Source organism: Aeromonas salmonicida subsp. salmonicida, from assembly GCF_001643305.1.
GTDB classification, from domain to species: domain Bacteria; phylum Pseudomonadota; class Gammaproteobacteria; order Enterobacterales; family Aeromonadaceae; genus Aeromonas; species Aeromonas salmonicida.
In genome coordinates this window covers 24,181-39,575 of record NZ_LSGW01000047.1, presented here as the reverse complement: position 1 = coordinate 39,575, position 15,395 = coordinate 24,181, and the positions used below count along the sequence as shown (strand labels likewise).

Below are 15,395 nucleotides of genomic sequence, written 5' to 3'. Positions count from 1 at the left end.
TGCATGGGTGAATTTGAGCTGATTGATAAGTACTTCAAGATCCCCCACGCCCGCAAGGACGTGGTGATGGGCCCTGGAGATGACTGCGCCCTGCTGACCCTGCCAGCGGATACCCAGCTGGCGGTGAGCACAGACACCCTGGTGAGCGGCGTCCATTTTTTTCCCGACATGGATCCGGTGGATCTTGGCTACAAGGCGCTGGCGGTCAATTTGTCCGATCTCGCCGCCATGGGGGCCGAGCCGCGCTGGGTCTCGCTGGCACTGACCCTGCCCGCCATCAATGAAAGCTGGGTCGCAGGTTTTGCCGAAGGCTTTCTGGAGTTGGCCGAATACTACAATGTGGCGCTGGTGGGCGGTGACATGACCCGCGGCCCGCTTTCCATCACAGTCTCGGTGAAGGGATCCGTTCCCGCAGGCCGAGCCCTGATGCGCAGCGGCGCCAAGGCCGGTGATGGCATCTATGTGACCGGTACCCTGGGGGATGCCGCCCTGGCGCTCTCCCATCTGCTTGGCAAGCGCACCCTCAACGAGAACCAGCTGGCCGCCGTGCTGCCCAGGCTCGATCATCCCCATCCCCGTATTCTGGCCGGCCAGGCCCTGCGCGGGCTGGCGGGCAGTGCGCTGGATCTTTCAGATGGGCTTTCCTCGGATCTCGGCCATATCCTCAAGGCCTCCGGCGTGCGGGCCCAGATTGACCTTGGTCTGCTGCCCCTCTCGCCCGTGCTGCAGGATGCGGTGCCCGAGCAGGATGCCTGGCAGCTGGCGCTGGCCGGGGGTGATGACTACGAGCTTTGCTTCACCGTGCCCGAGGAGTATCGCGGCGCGCTGGACACGGCACTCGCCAACTGTGGCGTCAAGTTCACCCGCATAGGCCGCATCCTGGCCGGTGAGCCGGGTATCGACTATGTCCGCGGCGAGCAAACGGTCGAGCTGCAATTGAAAGGCTGGGATCACTTCGCATGACCTTGTTTATGATAAAGCCCGAGCTGAAAAGGCTGAACCTGAAGAACCCGCTCCATTTTCTGGCGGTGGGGTTTGGATCCGGCCTCTCTCCCAAGGCACCGGGTACCATGGGGACGCTGGCCGCCATACCGCTGTACCTGCTGGTGAGCGGGCTTTCCACTCCCTGGTTCATTGCCCTGCTGGTGGTGGGTTTCGTGGCGGGTATTCGCATTTGTCAGAGTGCCACTGACGCCATCGGTATGCCGGATCACGGCGCCATCGTCTGGGATGAAGTGATCGGCTTTGGCGTGACCATGATAGCGGCGCCAGCCGGCTGGACCTGGGTGCTGGCCGGCTTTGTGCTGTTCCGGTTGTTCGATGTATTCAAGCCCTGGCCCATCTCCTGGTTTGATCGCCGCATTCACGGCGGACTCGGCATCATGCTGGACGATCTCATCGCCGGTTTGTTCGCCCTGCTTTGTATGCAATTACTGGCATATTGGCTGGGTTGAATTACCCTGTCAGGGGGATGACCACGCTGGCATCCCCCTATATACCACTGTTTAATTTTCATTCACTGGCATATGCTGCCGTTTAAAAATCATTTCACATAAATATTCACTACTCATTCGAAGCTTAATGCTATTGTGCTGATAGTGAATATTCCCGCATGTTGCGCCTTTGTTGAAAGTAAAAGCACTAAAAATGATTGATGGTGGTCATATAGTCTGGTTATGTGACATAAGTCATCATTTATGACTATCGGAATACACCCTGGCTAGGCAAAGTATTGCGAAATTGTATAACCCGATCATTTACACTCGCGGTTAAACCGTCTAAGTTACTCGCGGGTTATTCCAAAAAAATGCAAAAAACCCGCCCGGATCGCTGGTTTAACTGCCTCATGGATTGAGCGTTTCTTACTCAGAACAAGCACTCAAGATAAGTACCAAGGCAAACCGGCATCTGCGGCTGATTTACGGACGAATTATTTGGGACGGATGTCCCCCGCAGAGGTAAACATGTCCTTGCTCGAAGTGAAAAACTTGCGGATCGAGTACCCCTCCCGCTATGGGGTGCTGGCCGCGGTCAAAGATCTCTCTTTGTGTGTCGAAAAAGGGGAGATTGTCGGTGTGGTAGGCGAATCTGGTGCCGGAAAATCCACCATAGGCAACGCCGTCATCGACCTGTTGAGCCCACCGGGTCGCATCGCCCGTGGCGACATCTATCTCAACGGCGAACTCATCTCCGGCAAGAGCCAGAACGAGATGCGAGCCATCCGTGGTTCCCGCATCGGTTTCATCTTTCAAGATCCCATGACCTCCCTCAACCCCTTGTTCACCGTTGAACAGCAGTTGGTGGAAACCATTCTGGCCAATACCGACCTTTCCCGTGAGGCGGCCTTTGCCAAGGCCCTCGAGCTGATGGGGGCTGTGGGGATCCCGCAGCCCGAGCTGCGCATCAAGCAGTATCCGCACCAGTTCTCCGGCGGCATGCGTCAACGGGTCGTTATCGCCATCGCCCTGAGTGGCGATCCCGAGCTCATCATTGCCGATGAGCCGACCACGGCCCTCGACGTCTCCATTCAGGATCAGATCCTCCAGCTCATCCGCAACCTCTGCAAAGAGCGCCAGGTGGGCTGCATGCTGGTGACCCACGACATGGGCGTGGTTTCCAACGTCACCGACAAGGTGGCGGTCATGTACCGCGGCGATCTGGTGGAGTTCGGTACCACTGAACAGGTACTGGGCCGCCCCAATCACCCTTATACCCGCAGCCTCATCTCGGCTGTGCCCCGCTCGGACGTCAAACTGGTGCGCTTCCCGCTGGTCTCCTATATCGAGGATGCCAGTGCGCCGGATACCAATATCGATCTCAAGACCCACTGGCTCGGTCAGAGTCAGGACGAGCGCGCTTACGAAGGGGCCCTGCTGCGGGTGGAGAACGTGGACCTGAGGTTTGTCACCAAGGATTCCATCTTCCCGAGCCGCCGCCAGTACGTGCGGGCTTGTAACAACATCAGCTTCGAGATCTTCGAAGGGGAGACCTTCGGTCTGGTGGGGGAGTCGGGCTCCGGCAAATCCACCATAGCCCGCGCCATCACGGGCCTTTATCCGCCCGATACCGGCAAGATCTTCTTCGAGGGGATCGATCTCACCGCGCTCAAGAGCGAGCGCGAGCGTCGCCCCCTGCGCCGCCAGATGCAGATGGTATTCCAGAACCCTTACTCCTCGATGAACCCGCGCATGAAGGTGCGTGACATCATCGCCGAGCCCATCCGTTTTCATAAGCTGGCGGGCAGCGAGAGCCAGATCGAGGGGATCGTCAACGATCTGCTCGATCACGTCGGGCTCGGCCGTGGTGCCGGGGTCAAGTATCCCCACGAGTTCTCCGGCGGTCAGCGTCAGCGCATCTCCATCGCCCGAGCCCTGGCGACCCGCCCACGTTTCCTCATCTGTGACGAGCCCACCTCGGCGCTGGATGTGTCGGTCCAGGCCCAGATCCTCAACCTGCTCAAGGATCTGCAGCAGGAGCTTGGGCTCACCATGCTGTTCATCAGCCACGATCTGCCGGTGATCCGCCAGATGTGCGATCGTATCGGTGTGATGCAGCACGGTCATCTGGTGGAAGTGGCCGAGACCGAAAAATTGTTTACCAATGCCGAGCATGAGTACAGCCGCAAGCTGATTTCCCTCATGCCGGAATTCAAGGGAATGTCCCGTGAGGGGCTGGAAATCGCAAGCTAGGAAAGCACCGGTTCGCCGGTTTGTCTGTCAATAAGAAAGCCAAAAGCATGGAGAAAGACATGAAGAAAGGATTATCCAAGATCGCCATGGCGCTGTTCGCCGCCGGCCTCGCCTTTAACGTTTCTGCCGTCGACATCAAGGTCGCCGTTGCATCGGATGCCACCTCGCTGGACCCGCAGGAGCAGCTCTCCGGCCAGACCCTGGAGATGTCGCACCTGGTGTTCGATCCCCTGATGCGTTACACCCAGGATCTGAAATTCGAGCCACGTCTGGCCGAGAAGTTCGAGCGTATCGACGACAAGACTGTCCGCTTCCATCTGCGCAAGGGCGTCAAGTTCCACTCCGGCAACGACTTCACTGCCGATGACGTTGTCTGGACCATCAATCGCCTGAAATCCTCCGTCGACTTCAAGGCCATCTTCGATCCTATCGCCGAAGTGAAAAAGGTAGATGACTACACAGTCGATCTGATCACCGCCAAGCCGTTCCCGCTGGTGCTGCAGACCGTCACTTATATCTTCCCGATGGACTCCAAGTTCTATACCGGCAAGACAGAAGCAGGTAAAGACAAGGCCGAGATCGTCAAGAACGGCGACTCCTATGCTTCTACCAATGTCTCCGGTACAGGTCCGTTCAGCGTCAAGTTCCGCGAGCAGGGCGTCAAGCTGGAGTACACCCGCAACGCCAACTACTGGGACAAGGCTTCCAAGGGCAACGTCGACAACCTGACCGTGGTACCGATCAAGGAAGATGCGACCCGTGTTGCCGCCTTGCTGGGCGGGGACGTGGATGTCATCTATCCGGTTGCTCCGAACGATCTGGAGCGCGTCAAGAATGGCAAGGACACCCAGCTGGTGACCCTGTCCGGTACTCGCGCCATCATCATAGAGCTGAACCAGAACACCAACCCGGCCTTGAAAGACAAGCGAGTTCGTCAGGCGATCAATTACGCTATCAACCAGGTGGGTATCGTCGACAAGATCAACAAGGGATTCGGTACCCCCGCTGGCCAGCTGAGCCCGAAAGGCTATGCCGGTCATAACGAAGCGCTCAAGCCCCAGTATGATCTGACCAAAGCCAAGGCGCTGATGAAGGAAGCGGGCTACGAGCAGGGCTTCAAGATGAGCTTCATCTCTCCGGCCGCCCGTTACGTCAACGACGTCAAGATTGCCCAGGCTGTCTCCGCCATGCTGGCCAAGATCAACATCAAGGTGGATCTGAAGACCATGCCGGTGGCGCAATACTGGCCCGAGTTTGACAAGTGCGCCGCTGACATGCAGCTGATCGGCTGGCACTCGGATACCGAAGACAGTGCCAACTTCTTCGAATTCCTGACTTTCACCAAGGATGCCAAGACCGGCATGGGTCAGTACAACTGCGCGGGCTATGCCAACGCAGAAGCTGACAAGATGGTGATGGAAGCGAACACCGAAACCGATCCGGCCAAGCGTGCTGCCATGTTGCAGAAGGTGGAAGCCATGCTGATCGACGACGCAGCCTATGTGCCGCTCCATTGGGAAGATCTGGCGTATGGCGCCAAGAAAAACGCCGACATCAAGCCCATCGTCAACGTAATGAACTTCCCTTACTTCGGCGATCTGGTGGTCGGCAAGTAAGCGAGTCGCAAGGAAGGACTGAGCGGGGGTAGCCTGTGGCGACCCCCGCCATTAACAGAAGCCTGTGCCAAGACACAGGCCACGTAGAAGGACAAGCATGTTTACATTCCTGCTGAAACGGTTCTATCAGGCCGTGATAGTGATGTTCGTCATCAGCCTGGTCGCCTTCTCCATCCAGGACAACCTGGGGGATCCGTTGCGCGAGCTGGTGGGACAATCCGTCTCCGAAGCCCAGCGTCACGAATTGCGCGAGAAGATGGGCCTGAACGATCCTTTCCTCATCAAATACAGCCGCTTTTTGAAAAATGCGGTGCATGGGGATCTGGGCACCTCCTATTTCTTCAAGCGACCGGCCCTCGAGGTTATCCTCGACAAGCTGGTAGCGACGCTTGAGCTGGTGTTTGGCGCCGCCGTGATCATAGTAGTGGTCTCCATTCCGCTTGGGGTCTACTCCGCGATCCGCCCGCGCAGCATCCTGACCAAGATCATCATGGCCGTGAGCAGCATAGGTATCTCCATCCCTGTGTTCCTGACCGCCATCATGTTGATGTACCTCTTCTCCATCCAGCTTGGCTGGCTGCCGGCTTATGGCCGTGGCGAGACCGCCAATGTGCTGGGCTGGGAGTCGGGTTTCTTCACCTGGGACGGTATCCTGCACCTGATCCTGCCGGCCGTGTCGCTTTCCTCCATCATGCTGCCGCTGTTTATCCGGCTGGTACGCTCCGAGATGCTGGAGCAGCTCTCATCCGAGTACGTGAAGTTTGCCCGTGCCAAGGGGCTGGACAACAACAAGGTCTACTACCAGCACGCTCTGAAAAACACCATGCTGCCGGTGATTACCGTCGGTGGCGTGCAGATCGGCACCATGGTGGCTTACACCATACTGACCGAGAGCGTGTTCCAGTGGCCGGGAACCGGTTTCCTGTTCCTTGAGGCGATCCACAGAGTGGATACGCCGCTGATCACTGCCTACGTCATCTTCGTGGGACTTATCTTCGTGGTGACCAATACCCTGGTCGACCTGCTCTACGGGTTCATCAACCCGACCGTCAACCTGACCGCCAAGGGGTAAGCGCATGAGTAACGCTGTAACTGCAAGCCCAAGCCGTTGGGCTCGATTCAAGAACTCTGATTTTGTCTACTACTTCCTGCGGGACAAGGTAGCCATGTTCAGCTTTGCGGTGTTTGTGGTGTTCGTGCTGGCGGCGCTGCTGGCGCCCTGGCTGGCACCGCACAACGTCTATGACCAAACCAGCTTTGATCTGATGGATGCGGAGCTGCCACCCTCCTGGCTGGATGGTGGCGAAGAGCGCTTCTGGCTCGGCACCGACAACCAGGGGCGCGATATCTGGAGCACCATCCTTTATGGTGCCCGCATCTCGCTCTCCATCGGTCTGTTCGCGGTGGGGTTGCAACTGGTGCTCGGCATCGTCATCGGTCTGATCGCCGGTTACTTCGGTGGTCGCATCGACAGCCTGCTGATGCGCTTTGCCGACGTGCAACTGTCGTTCTCCACCATGATGGTGGCCATCATCATCTCCGCCATCTTCCAGGCAACGTTTGGCTCTGAGTTTTACTCCAAGTTTGCCATCCTGATGCTGGTGGTGATCATCGGCATTGCCGAGTGGCCCCAGTATGCGCGGACTGTGCGTGCCTCTGTGCTTGCCGAGAAGAAGAAGGAATATGTGGAAGCGGCCAAGGTGATGGGGTTCCGTGCCCCGCGCATCATGTTCCGTCACATACTGCCGAACTGCCTGTCGCCCATCCTGGTGATCTCCACCGTTCAGGTGGCCAACGCCATCATGAGCGAAGCGGCACTCTCCTTCCTTGGATTGGGGATGCCGGTGGATCAACCTTCGCTGGGCTCGCTCATCAGTGTCGGCTTCAACTACATCTTCTCGGGCTCCTGGTGGATCACCGCCTTCCCCGGCATCTGTCTGGTGGTGCTGGTGCTGGTCATCAACTTGCTGGGTGACTGGCTGAGGGATGTGTTTAACCCCAAGATCTACAAGGGTTGACTCGGGTCAGAAGTGAAAACAAAAGAAGGGCGCCATAAGGCGCCCTTCTTTATTGCTTGCGATTGCAGCCAGTGCTTGCGTCAGGCTTGCAGCCAGGCCTCGATGCTGGCTTGAATGCCCGTGCTGTCGAGTCCCAGCAGCGCATAGATCTCCTCCTGGGTGCCTTGCTCCACGAAGCGATCCGGCAGGCCCAGATTGAGCACCGGTTTGCACTGCTTGTTGCGCATCAGCAGCTCGTTCACAGCAGAGCCGGCACCGCCCATGATGGCGTTGTCCTCTATGGTCACGAACTGGTCGTGGCTGGCGGCAAGCGACAGCACCAGCGCCTCATCCATTGGCTTGACGAAGCGCATGTCCACCAGAGTGGCATCAAGTGCCTCGGCGGCAGCCCTGGCCTGCTGCAGCAGTGTACCGAACGCCAGTATGGCGGTGCCTTTGCCGTTGCGGACGATGCGCCCCTTGCCCAGTTCCAGCACCTGCATCTCGGTCTGCACCTCGATACCTGTGCCACTGCCACGGGGATAACGCACCGCAGCTGGCTGGTTGCACTGATAGCCTGTGTAGAGCATCTGGCGACACTCGTTCTCGTCGGACGGGGTCATGACGACCATGTTGGGCACGGTGCGCAGGAAGCTGATGTCGAATGCCCCTTGATGGGTTGGCCCATCGGCGCCTACCAGACCAGCCCTGTCGATGGCAAACAGCACCGGCAATGACTGCAGCGCCACGTCATGAATCACCTGGTCGTAGGCCCGTTGCAGGAAACTGGAGTAGATGGCAACCACAGGTTTCTTGTCGGCGATGGCTAGGCCGGCGGCGAAGGTGACCGCATGCTGTTCGGCGATGGCCACATCGAAGTAGCGATCCGGATACTGCTGGCTGAACTTGACCAGCCCCGAGCCCTCGCGCATGGCGGGGGTGATGCCGACCAGCTTCTCGTCTTTCGCCGCCATGTCGCACAGCCACTGGCCGAAGATGGCGGAGAAGCTCGGCTTGCCGCCACTCGCTTTGGGCAATGTGCATTCGTCCGGATCGAACTTGGGCACACCGTGATAACCGATGGGGTCTTTCTCGGCAGGCTCATAGCCCTTGCCCTTCTTGGTCTTGACGTGCAGCAGCTGCGGGTCCTTGAGATTGCGCATGTTGCGCAGGGTTTCGACCAGCGCCTCAATGTCATGACCGTCAATGGGGCCTATGTAGTTGAAGCCGAGCTCCTCAAACAGGGTACCGGGCACTACCATGCCCTTGAGGTGCTCTTCGGCCCGTTTGGCCAGCTCCTTGACCGGTGGCAGCCCCGCCAGCACCTTCTTGCCACCCTCGCGGATGGTGGTGTAGAGCTTGCCAGACATGATGCGGGCGAGATGGTTGTTCAGCGCCCCCACATTCTCGGAGATGGACATCTCGTTGTCGTTGAGCACCACCAACATGTCCTTGTGGACATCGCCGGCGTGATTGAGCGCCTCGAATGCCATGCCGGCGGTGATGGCGCCGTCACCAATCACTGCCACCACCTTGCGACCCAGGCCCTCGCTCTCGGCGGCAACGGCCATGCCGAGCGCCGCACCTATGGAGGTGCTGGAGTGACCGACCGAGAGCACGTCATACTCGCTCTCGCCGCGCCAGGGGAAGGGGTGCAGGCCGTCTTTCTGACGAATGCTCTGCATCCGGTCGCGACGCCCGGTCAGGATCTTGTGGGGATAGGCCTGATGACCCACGTCCCACACCAGCCGATCGAACGGGGTGTTATAGACGTAGTGCAGCGCGACCGTCAGCTCGACGGTGCCGAGCCCGGAGGCGAGATGACCACTGGAGCGACTCACCGAACGCAGCAAATATTCACGCAGTTCGTTGCACAACAGCGGCAGCCGTTCGAAGGGCAGGGATCGCAACTCGACCGGCGTATCCGCGAGGGCCAGGTTGGGGAAATTGCTTATATCAACGCTCATATTGTTACTGTTATCCAGCGTTTAGTGGGTTCGCTCAATGATGTAATCGGCAAACGCTTCCAGAATGTCGGTATTGTAGGGCAAAGATTGCAAGGCTGTTAAGGCTTTACCGTGCAGTTCGCGAGCCAGCTCACGGGCATTGTCGAGTCCGAGCAGGGCCGGATAGGTACTTTTTTCCTGTGCCAGATCAGAGCCTTGTGGCTTGCCCAGTGTCACTGTATCCCCTGTGATGTCGAGGATGTCATCCTGTACCTGGAAAGCGAGCCCTATGGCTGCCGCGTATGTTTGCAGCGCCGCCAGTGTGGTGTCGTCTACGTCGGCCTTGCACAGGGCACCGAGTGCCACTGCGCATTCGATCAGGGCGCCAGTCTTGTGGCGATGCACCTGCTCCAGCTCGGGGAGGCTGATCTGGCGGCCTTCGGCCTGCAGATCCAGTGCCTGTCCGCCACACATGCCAAGGTAGCCAGAGGCGCGGGCCAGTGTGCTCAGCATACGTACCCGGTTGGCCAGAAGCCGGTCGGGCAGGGGATGATCTGCCAGAATGGAGAAGGCCAGGGTCTGCAAGGCATCACCGGCCAGGATGGCGGTGCCTTCATCAAATGCCTTGTGTACTGTCGGTTGACCACGACGCAAATCATCGTTGTCCATGGCGGGCAGATCGTCGTGCAGCAGCGAGTAGGCATGGATGCACTCCACAGCCGCTGCAGGGCCGTCCAGCAGCTCGCGTTTGACGCCCAGCATCTCGCCCACGGCATAGACCAGGAAGGGGCGCACCCGCTTGCCGCCGAGCAGCAGGCCATAGCGCATGGCATCGCGCAGACGCGGGGCCATGGCGGGCAAGGATTCAAGTTGTGCAGACAGACAGTCGTCAATACGTTGCCGATGCAGACGGGAAAAATCGTCCAGCGTCACTCATTCCTCTCCTTGCTCTGGCTGGAAGGGGACTGCTTGCTCAGTGCCATCGGCCTGAGTCAGCAGGATCTGGATCTTCTGTTCGGCCTGTTCCAGCTTCTGCTGGCCAGCCCGTACCAGATGGACGCCCTGTTCGAACTGCTTGAGCGCCTCTTCCAGCGGTAAGGAACCTTGTTCCAGTTGATGAACTATGGTTTCCAGCTCTTCCAGAGTGGCATCAAAACTCAGGCGGTCGATTTTCTTACTGGCCATGTTCATCCTCGGGGATTGAAAAAAACGGCTTATCTTAACATCGACGACGCACAGGGGGGAGGCAGAAAAGTGCGGTCGGCTTAAACTCTCGGAAAAGTGGCCGATAATAAGTCATCTTGTTGGTAAGGAAAAATGTGGTGGCCCTTGCCGCTGACGAGCCAATAGCAGAAAATTCAACAAACTACAGATATAACAAATTTCAGCTGACAGGGGAGTAGGGACGTGGATCTAGGTAGTCTGATTGGCATAGTGCTGGGATTTGGGGTGGTGGTGTACGGTATGCTGCTGGGGGGCCCCATGAGCATGTACATCGATATGCCCTCCGTCTACATCACCATTCTGGGTTCCATCTTCATCGCCATGATGAAGTTCAACATCGGTCAGTTTCTGATGGCGTTCAAGATTGCTGGCAAGGCGTTCCTCTACAAGGGCGACAAGCTGGATGACCTCATTATCAAGGCGGTCGAGTTGGCTGATGCCGCCCGCAAAGGGGGGTTTCTGGCGCTGGAAGCCGCCGAAGTACCAAACACCTTCATGAAAAAAGGCATCGATATGCTGGTGGACGGTCATGACGCGGATGTCATCCGCGCCGTGCTGGAGAAAGACATAGAGCTGACCGCGGAGCGCCATGTCATCGCCATCAAGGTCTTTCGGGCGCTGGGAGATCTGGGCCCTGCCATGGGCATGATAGGTACCCTGGTGGGCCTTGTTGCCATGCTGGCCAACATGAGTGACCCCAAATCCATCGGTCCGGCCATGGCGGTAGCCTTGCTGACCACGTTGTATGGCGCCATCGAGGCCAACATGATTGCGATCCCCATCGCCGACAAGCTGGAGTTGCGCAGCGGTGAAGAGCAACTGAGCCGCTGCCTGGTGCTGGACGCCATCATGGGCATTCAGGATGGACAGAACCCGCGGGTAATCCAGTCAATGCTGCAAAATTACCTGAACCAGTCCAAACGCAACAATGGCAGCGAGTAATCCCCATGGCTAAGTGCAAGTGCCCGCCACCTGGTCTGCCCGGTTACATGGGGACCTTCGCCGATCTGATGTCGCTATTGATGTGCTTCTTCGTGCTGCTGCTCTCCTTTGCCGAGATGGATGTACAGAAGTTCAAGCAGATCGCAGGCTCCATGGAGAAGGCATTCGGCGTACAAAACATTCTGGAGGTGAAAGATATCCCCAAAGGAACCTCTGTCATTGCGCTGGAGTTCAGACCTGGTCGTCCCGAACCGACCCCCATCGATACTATCATGCAGCAGACCATCGACATGACCCAGACCGAGCTGGATTTTCAGCCCGGCGATGCCGATCAGGCGGGTGGCCACGACAAGGTTGAAGGGCAGCTGAGCGGTGGTGATACCCAGCAAGAGGCGCAGAAGCAGCAAGAGGTTCAAAAGCAGCAGGAGCAGTCCAATGCCCTGGCCAAGGCGCTGGCCGAGCAGATGAAAGCCCAGATTCAGGATGGTGCCATTGAGGTGGAGGCCCTGGGTCAGCAGATTATCATCACGGATCCGTGAGAAAGCCGCCTTCCCGGCCGGCTCAGCTTTCTTGCAACCCCAGTTCTGGCCGGTTATTCGCAAAGTCGCCAGCTTGTTGAAAGATGTGCCAGGTGAGATAACCGTGTCGGGTCATACCGACAACATAGCGACTGAAAATGAGCTGTTTCAATCGAACTGGGATCTCTCATCCCAGCGTGCGGTGGCGGTGGCTCACCAGATGATCAAGGTTCCTGGCTTTGATGGTAAACGCTTGGTGGTGCAAGGCATGGCGGATTCCCAGCCCCTGGTGCCCAACACCAATCCGGACAATCGGCGTATGAACCGGCGAGTGGAGATCTCCATCATGCAGGGCAAACCGACAGTGTCGGCCCCGATTGGCGTCTCTGATCCCAAGTAGTGTTCACCAGGAAGTCCACTTCCGCTTGCCGCGGTTATCCCCGATAGCCGCGGTTTTCCTTTTAGGGCCGCACTGAAGTGCCGCTCAACCGCTTTGTGATGGCGACTTGCCAAGGATATTGGGCGTGAGCAGCAGATTGAATTGCTATCAATCTTTTGTTTCTGTCATCACCTGATCCGCCAATCCGGCGGCAACATAGTTGTCGTCGCGCTGATCGGCTTCTCGAGGCTGCGAGAGCTTGCGCCGCTGAGGATCGCCATCATTGGCATTGATTCAAGCCAGTTCATGCCTTCCCTGCCCGCCGCTGGATCCACGGCGTCAATTATTCAGTGCTCTTACAAACCCTGTTTTCTATGTATGTCAGCGTACAGACCCCCTGTTCTGCTCGATTTATGCTCATGATGGCTGGTGCAGGATCCCATTTCCATTTCCGGTTCTCGCGCCCTCATTCATATCACTATCAGGAGTTCACCATGAACAAGGATCAACTCAAGGGTCGTAGCGAAGAGAGCAAAGGCAAAGGGAAGAGTGACAAGGAATCGACCGGCGCTGCTCAAAAATCCACTGGTAAAGATCGGGTCACTGCAGAAGATCGCAAGGATGCCAAAAAGGGAAAATGAACCGTCAACGCGTTGGCCACTCAGTGGTCAACTCTCTTCTCCCATCCCGTTATTTGCCAAATAATGTCAGGAGCATCAAATGATCGATACCAATGTAACCAATACCGGCCGCCCGCTTGGCCCAAGAGTACTCAGTGCCAGTACGCTCAATGGCAACGATGTGTACAACCCGAGGGGTGAAAAGCTGGGCTCTATCAAGGAGCTCATGCTGGACATTGACAATGGCAAGGTTTGCTACGCAGTGCTGTCGTTCGGCGGTTTTCTTAGTCTCGGCGAAAAGCTGTTTGCAGTGCCGTGGCGCGCCCTGAAGGTCGATACTGAAAAGAAATGCTTTGTCATGGATACCGATGAAGAACATATGAAGAATGCCCCGGGGTTTGATAGTAATAACTGGCCCGACATGGCTGATACTTCTTGGGAAAAGAGCATCAACAACTATTACAACACCAGATCCTGACGCCATGTTGCAATCTTGTTTGATGCTGATGCTGATGCTGATGCTGATGCTGATGCTTGTTGTGAATCCTATCAGCCGATAATCAGATGAGAACACAGCCTGGAAGTGCCTCTAAGCATTATTCCACTTAGGCAGGAGACAAGGCTCGATGCTGTGGTGGATCTGATCAAACAAGCAAAATGAAAATATTGCAGCCAGGGCAAAGATCGCCTTGGCTGCCTCAGTTACCTCGCTTTTCTTCACGATCTTCGCGGCATTCAGTACGCTAAAGCGCGATCCCGCTCGCAGGGACTGACATGGATTTTGTGCTGGCTTCATATTAAGATGCCCCATCCGAACCGATAGCTGCGGCTCTCTTTGATTGCCGCAGCTTCTCTTTTTCAAGCAACCCAGGTTTCGACTATGAATCATACTCCGATGACTGTTCGCGGCGCGGAAAAGCTGCGTGAAGAACTCGACTATCTGAAGAGCGAGCTTCGTCCGCAGATAATCGAAGCGATTGCAGATGCCCGTGAACATGGCGATCTGAAAGAAAACGCCGAATACCATGCCGCCCGTGAGCAGCAAGGTTTCTGTGAAGGTCGCATTCAGGAAATTGAGAGCAAGCTCTCCAATGCCCAGGTGATCGATGTCACCAAGATTGCCAACAATGGTCGCGTCATCTTCGGTGCAACCGTGACTCTGCTCAAGAGCGAGACGGAAGAAGAAGTGGTCTACCGTATCGTGGGTGACGACGAATCGGACATCAAACAGAACATGATCTCCGTGAACTCGCCCATTGCCCGAGCCTTGATCGGCAAGGAAGTGGACGATGTCGTCATCGTCAAGACACCGGCTGGCGATGTGGAATACGAGATCCTGGCCGTCGCCTACCTCTGATATGAGGTGATGCCTGAAACAGGGGAGCACGGCTCCCCTGTTTGTATTTAGCGGGGTTGGTAAGCCTGGGTGAACGCATCCTGATGGCGCTGGAACATCCAGCTTCGCAGTCGTTCCAGGTCTGGCTTGGCCATCTGGAAGTGGAGTGCCCAGCCCTGTATGCCATTGCGCTGATGGATATGCCTGACCAGCTCGGCGCAGAGGGGGAGAGGGGCCAGTTCATGAATGAGCAGGGTACCGCTGAGAGTGGTGCCAACGGTCAGTCTGGTCGGCAAGCCTTCCACTACAAGCCCATCCAGCGACAGACTGTGTACCAGATATTCGGTTTCGGCTACCTTGAAGCGGGCTTTTTCATCCAGGCGCCAGGCGCGCAGATGGGGGGAGCCCAGCTCCTTGATGACGGGCGCGGCGATGCGTGGTTCGACAAAGCCATCGTCTCCCTGAGTGAAACGCAGCGGAAATCGAAGTTGATGCCCGGCAAAGCGGGCTTCGAGTACCAGTTGATCGGCGCGTTGCAACAGCCCGAGCAAGGGAGTGGCGAGATAACCGCTCAGGGATTGTCCGGCGGCCATCTCCTGATCGCTCCCCAAGTCCCGTAGCATGGCCAGTTCATCTTCGGTGAGAATCTGATGGTGATCCATAGCGGGTATCCAGGAGTATTCATCGCAGGTTAAGGGCCTGGCGACTACTTTGGCAAGCGACTTGGGAAGAAGGGAAATGAAGGAAAGAGCGAGGCTCTTTCCTGTTACTTGCGGGGCAGCTGGATTTTCGGCTCGTTGGCCTGACGGTAGATGGTCAGCACGTGGCCGATGCTCTGTACCTTGACCGCGCCGGTTTCACGGACAATTGCATCCATAACTAGTTGTTTCATCTCACGATCTTCAGACGCAACCTTAACCTTGATCAGCTCGTGGTGGTTCAGCGCCAGATCGATCTCGGCCAGTACACCTTCGGTCAGACCATGTTGACCCAAGAGGACAACGGGCTTCAGACTGTGGGCAAGGCCCTTGAGGTACTGTTTCTGTTTATTGTTGAGAATCATGGCAATTTCTTCATAAGTCAGGGTTGAAAGGGGCGTATTCTACCCCCACTTAGCCCTTAATACTA

At 57.1% G+C, this 15,395-nt stretch carries 15 protein-coding genes and 1 pseudogene; 11 read left to right on the top strand and 5 right to left on the bottom strand.

Going from position 1 to position 15,395, the window contains the following annotated elements; genetic code table 11:
- Positions 1 to 3: 3 nt before the first annotated feature.
- The 6 genes from thiL to AXW79_RS05975 all read left to right on the top strand — a co-directional run bounded on the left by thiL (position 4) and on the right by AXW79_RS05975 (position 7,323).
- A complete protein-coding gene (gene thiL, locus AXW79_RS06000) occupies positions 4 to 963 on the top strand; it encodes a thiamine-phosphate kinase (RefSeq protein WP_005317591.1) in 960 nt (319 codons plus the stop codon).
- Positions 960 to 1,454: a phosphatidylglycerophosphatase A family protein gene (locus tag AXW79_RS05995; RefSeq protein WP_005317590.1), complete on the top strand. Its 495-nt coding sequence runs from the start codon at positions 960 to 962 to the stop codon at positions 1,452 to 1,454. Before thiL ends, AXW79_RS05995 begins: the two co-directional genes overlap by 4 nt.
- 510 nt (positions 1,455 to 1,964) lie before the next feature.
- Entirely contained in the window at positions 1,965 to 3,689 is a 1,725-nt protein-coding gene (locus AXW79_RS05990; protein ID WP_005317588.1) for a dipeptide ABC transporter ATP-binding protein, read from the top strand.
- 59 nt (positions 3,690 to 3,748) lie between these two features.
- On the top strand, positions 3,749 to 5,305 hold the full coding sequence (locus tag AXW79_RS05985) for an ABC transporter substrate-binding protein (protein ID WP_005317586.1): 1,557 nt from the start codon (positions 3,749 to 3,751) through the stop codon (positions 5,303 to 5,305).
- Positions 5,306 to 5,402: 97 nt separating this feature from the next.
- Positions 5,403 to 6,377 carry an ABC transporter permease gene (locus AXW79_RS05980; protein ID WP_005317584.1) on the top strand — a complete coding sequence of 325 codons (975 nt, stop codon included), beginning with the start codon at positions 5,403 to 5,405 and terminating at the stop codon, positions 6,375 to 6,377.
- Positions 6,378 to 6,381: 4 nt separating this feature from the next.
- Positions 6,382 to 7,323, top strand: a complete 942-nt coding sequence (locus AXW79_RS05975) for an ABC transporter permease (protein ID WP_011898427.1) — start codon at positions 6,382 to 6,384, stop codon at positions 7,321 to 7,323.
- A gap of 80 nt (positions 7,324 to 7,403) precedes the next feature.
- On the opposite strand, the gene dxs is transcribed toward AXW79_RS05975, so the two are convergent.
- The 3 genes from dxs to xseB are packed head-to-tail and all read right to left on the bottom strand — an operon-like array spanning position 7,404 to position 10,433.
- On the bottom strand, positions 7,404 to 9,269 hold the full coding sequence (gene dxs / locus AXW79_RS05970; protein ID WP_005317580.1) for a 1-deoxy-D-xylulose-5-phosphate synthase: 1,866 nt from the start codon (positions 9,267 to 9,269) through the stop codon (positions 7,404 to 7,406).
- A 21-nt stretch (positions 9,270 to 9,290) separates the two neighbouring features.
- Positions 9,291 to 10,181 (bottom strand): (2E,6E)-farnesyl diphosphate synthase, encoded by an 891-nt coding sequence (gene ispA / locus AXW79_RS05965; RefSeq protein WP_005317578.1) that lies wholly within the window; start codon positions 10,179 to 10,181, stop codon positions 9,291 to 9,293.
- The gene (gene xseB, locus AXW79_RS05960) at positions 10,182 to 10,433 is read right to left on the bottom strand and encodes an exodeoxyribonuclease VII small subunit (protein WP_005317577.1); all 252 of its coding nucleotides are present in this window, start codon (positions 10,431 to 10,433) and stop codon (positions 10,182 to 10,184) included.
- A gap of 222 nt (positions 10,434 to 10,655) precedes the next feature.
- Here xseB and pomA point away from each other — a divergent pair, with 222 nt between their 5' ends.
- The 5 genes and pseudogenes from pomA to greA all read left to right on the top strand — a co-directional run bounded on the left by pomA (position 10,656) and on the right by greA (position 14,288).
- Positions 10,656 to 11,414, top strand: coding sequence for a flagellar motor protein PomA (gene pomA / locus AXW79_RS05955; RefSeq protein ID WP_005317570.1), 759 nt, complete (start codon positions 10,656 to 10,658; stop codon positions 11,412 to 11,414).
- 5 nt (positions 11,415 to 11,419) lie between these two features.
- A pseudogene (locus AXW79_RS24030) lies at positions 11,420 to 12,332 on the top strand (flagellar motor protein MotB).
- A gap of 473 nt (positions 12,333 to 12,805) precedes the next feature.
- Positions 12,806 to 12,952 (top strand): hypothetical protein, encoded by a 147-nt coding sequence (locus AXW79_RS23285; RefSeq protein WP_005317567.1) that lies wholly within the window; start codon positions 12,806 to 12,808, stop codon positions 12,950 to 12,952.
- 79 nt (positions 12,953 to 13,031) lie between these two features.
- Complete coding sequence (locus AXW79_RS05945) at positions 13,032 to 13,409, top strand: PRC-barrel domain-containing protein (protein ID WP_005317560.1); 378 nt, start codon at positions 13,032 to 13,034, stop codon at positions 13,407 to 13,409.
- Between the two features lie 402 nt (positions 13,410 to 13,811).
- A complete protein-coding gene (gene greA / locus AXW79_RS05935; protein WP_005317553.1) occupies positions 13,812 to 14,288 on the top strand; it encodes a transcription elongation factor GreA in 477 nt (158 codons plus the stop codon).
- A 47-nt stretch (positions 14,289 to 14,335) separates the two neighbouring features.
- On the opposite strand, the gene AXW79_RS05930 is transcribed toward greA, so the two are convergent.
- Both AXW79_RS05930 and yhbY read right to left on the bottom strand, forming a co-directional pair.
- On the bottom strand, positions 14,336 to 14,929 hold the full coding sequence (locus AXW79_RS05930) for a hypothetical protein (protein ID WP_005317550.1): 594 nt from the start codon (positions 14,927 to 14,929) through the stop codon (positions 14,336 to 14,338).
- A 104-nt stretch (positions 14,930 to 15,033) separates the two neighbouring features.
- Positions 15,034 to 15,330, bottom strand: coding sequence for a ribosome assembly RNA-binding protein YhbY (gene yhbY, locus AXW79_RS05925; RefSeq protein ID WP_005298134.1), 297 nt, complete (start codon positions 15,328 to 15,330; stop codon positions 15,034 to 15,036).
- Between the last annotated feature and the right edge of the window lie 65 nt (positions 15,331 to 15,395).

What these genes read in the sequence shown, in the direction of transcription:
- thiL (WP_005317591.1), top strand. Translation starts at nt 4, where the DNA reads ATGGGTGAATTTGAGCTGATTGATAAGTACTTCAAGATCCCCCACGCC.
- AXW79_RS05995 (WP_005317590.1), top strand. Translation starts at nt 960, where the DNA reads ATGACCTTGTTTATGATAAAGCCCGAGCTGAAAAGGCTGAACCTGAAG.
- AXW79_RS05990 (WP_005317588.1), top strand. Translation starts at nt 1,965, where the DNA reads ATGTCCTTGCTCGAAGTGAAAAACTTGCGGATCGAGTACCCCTCCCGC.
- AXW79_RS05985 (WP_005317586.1), top strand. Translation starts at nt 3,749, where the DNA reads ATGAAGAAAGGATTATCCAAGATCGCCATGGCGCTGTTCGCCGCCGGC.
- AXW79_RS05980 (WP_005317584.1), top strand. Translation starts at nt 5,403, where the DNA reads ATGTTTACATTCCTGCTGAAACGGTTCTATCAGGCCGTGATAGTGATG.
- AXW79_RS05975 (WP_011898427.1), top strand. Translation starts at nt 6,382, where the DNA reads ATGAGTAACGCTGTAACTGCAAGCCCAAGCCGTTGGGCTCGATTCAAG.
- dxs (WP_005317580.1), bottom strand. Translation starts at nt 9,269, where the DNA reads ATGAGCGTTGATATAAGCAATTTCCCCAACCTGGCCCTCGCGGATACG.
- xseB (WP_005317577.1), bottom strand. Translation starts at nt 10,433, where the DNA reads ATGGCCAGTAAGAAAATCGACCGCCTGAGTTTTGATGCCACTCTGGAA.
- AXW79_RS23285 (WP_005317567.1), top strand. Translation starts at nt 12,806, where the DNA reads ATGAACAAGGATCAACTCAAGGGTCGTAGCGAAGAGAGCAAAGGCAAA.
- AXW79_RS05945 (WP_005317560.1), top strand. Translation starts at nt 13,032, where the DNA reads ATGATCGATACCAATGTAACCAATACCGGCCGCCCGCTTGGCCCAAGA.
- greA (WP_005317553.1), top strand. Translation starts at nt 13,812, where the DNA reads ATGAATCATACTCCGATGACTGTTCGCGGCGCGGAAAAGCTGCGTGAA.
- AXW79_RS05930 (WP_005317550.1), bottom strand. Translation starts at nt 14,929, where the DNA reads ATGGATCACCATCAGATTCTCACCGAAGATGAACTGGCCATGCTACGG.
- yhbY (WP_005298134.1), bottom strand. Translation starts at nt 15,330, where the DNA reads ATGATTCTCAACAATAAACAGAAACAGTACCTCAAGGGCCTTGCCCAC.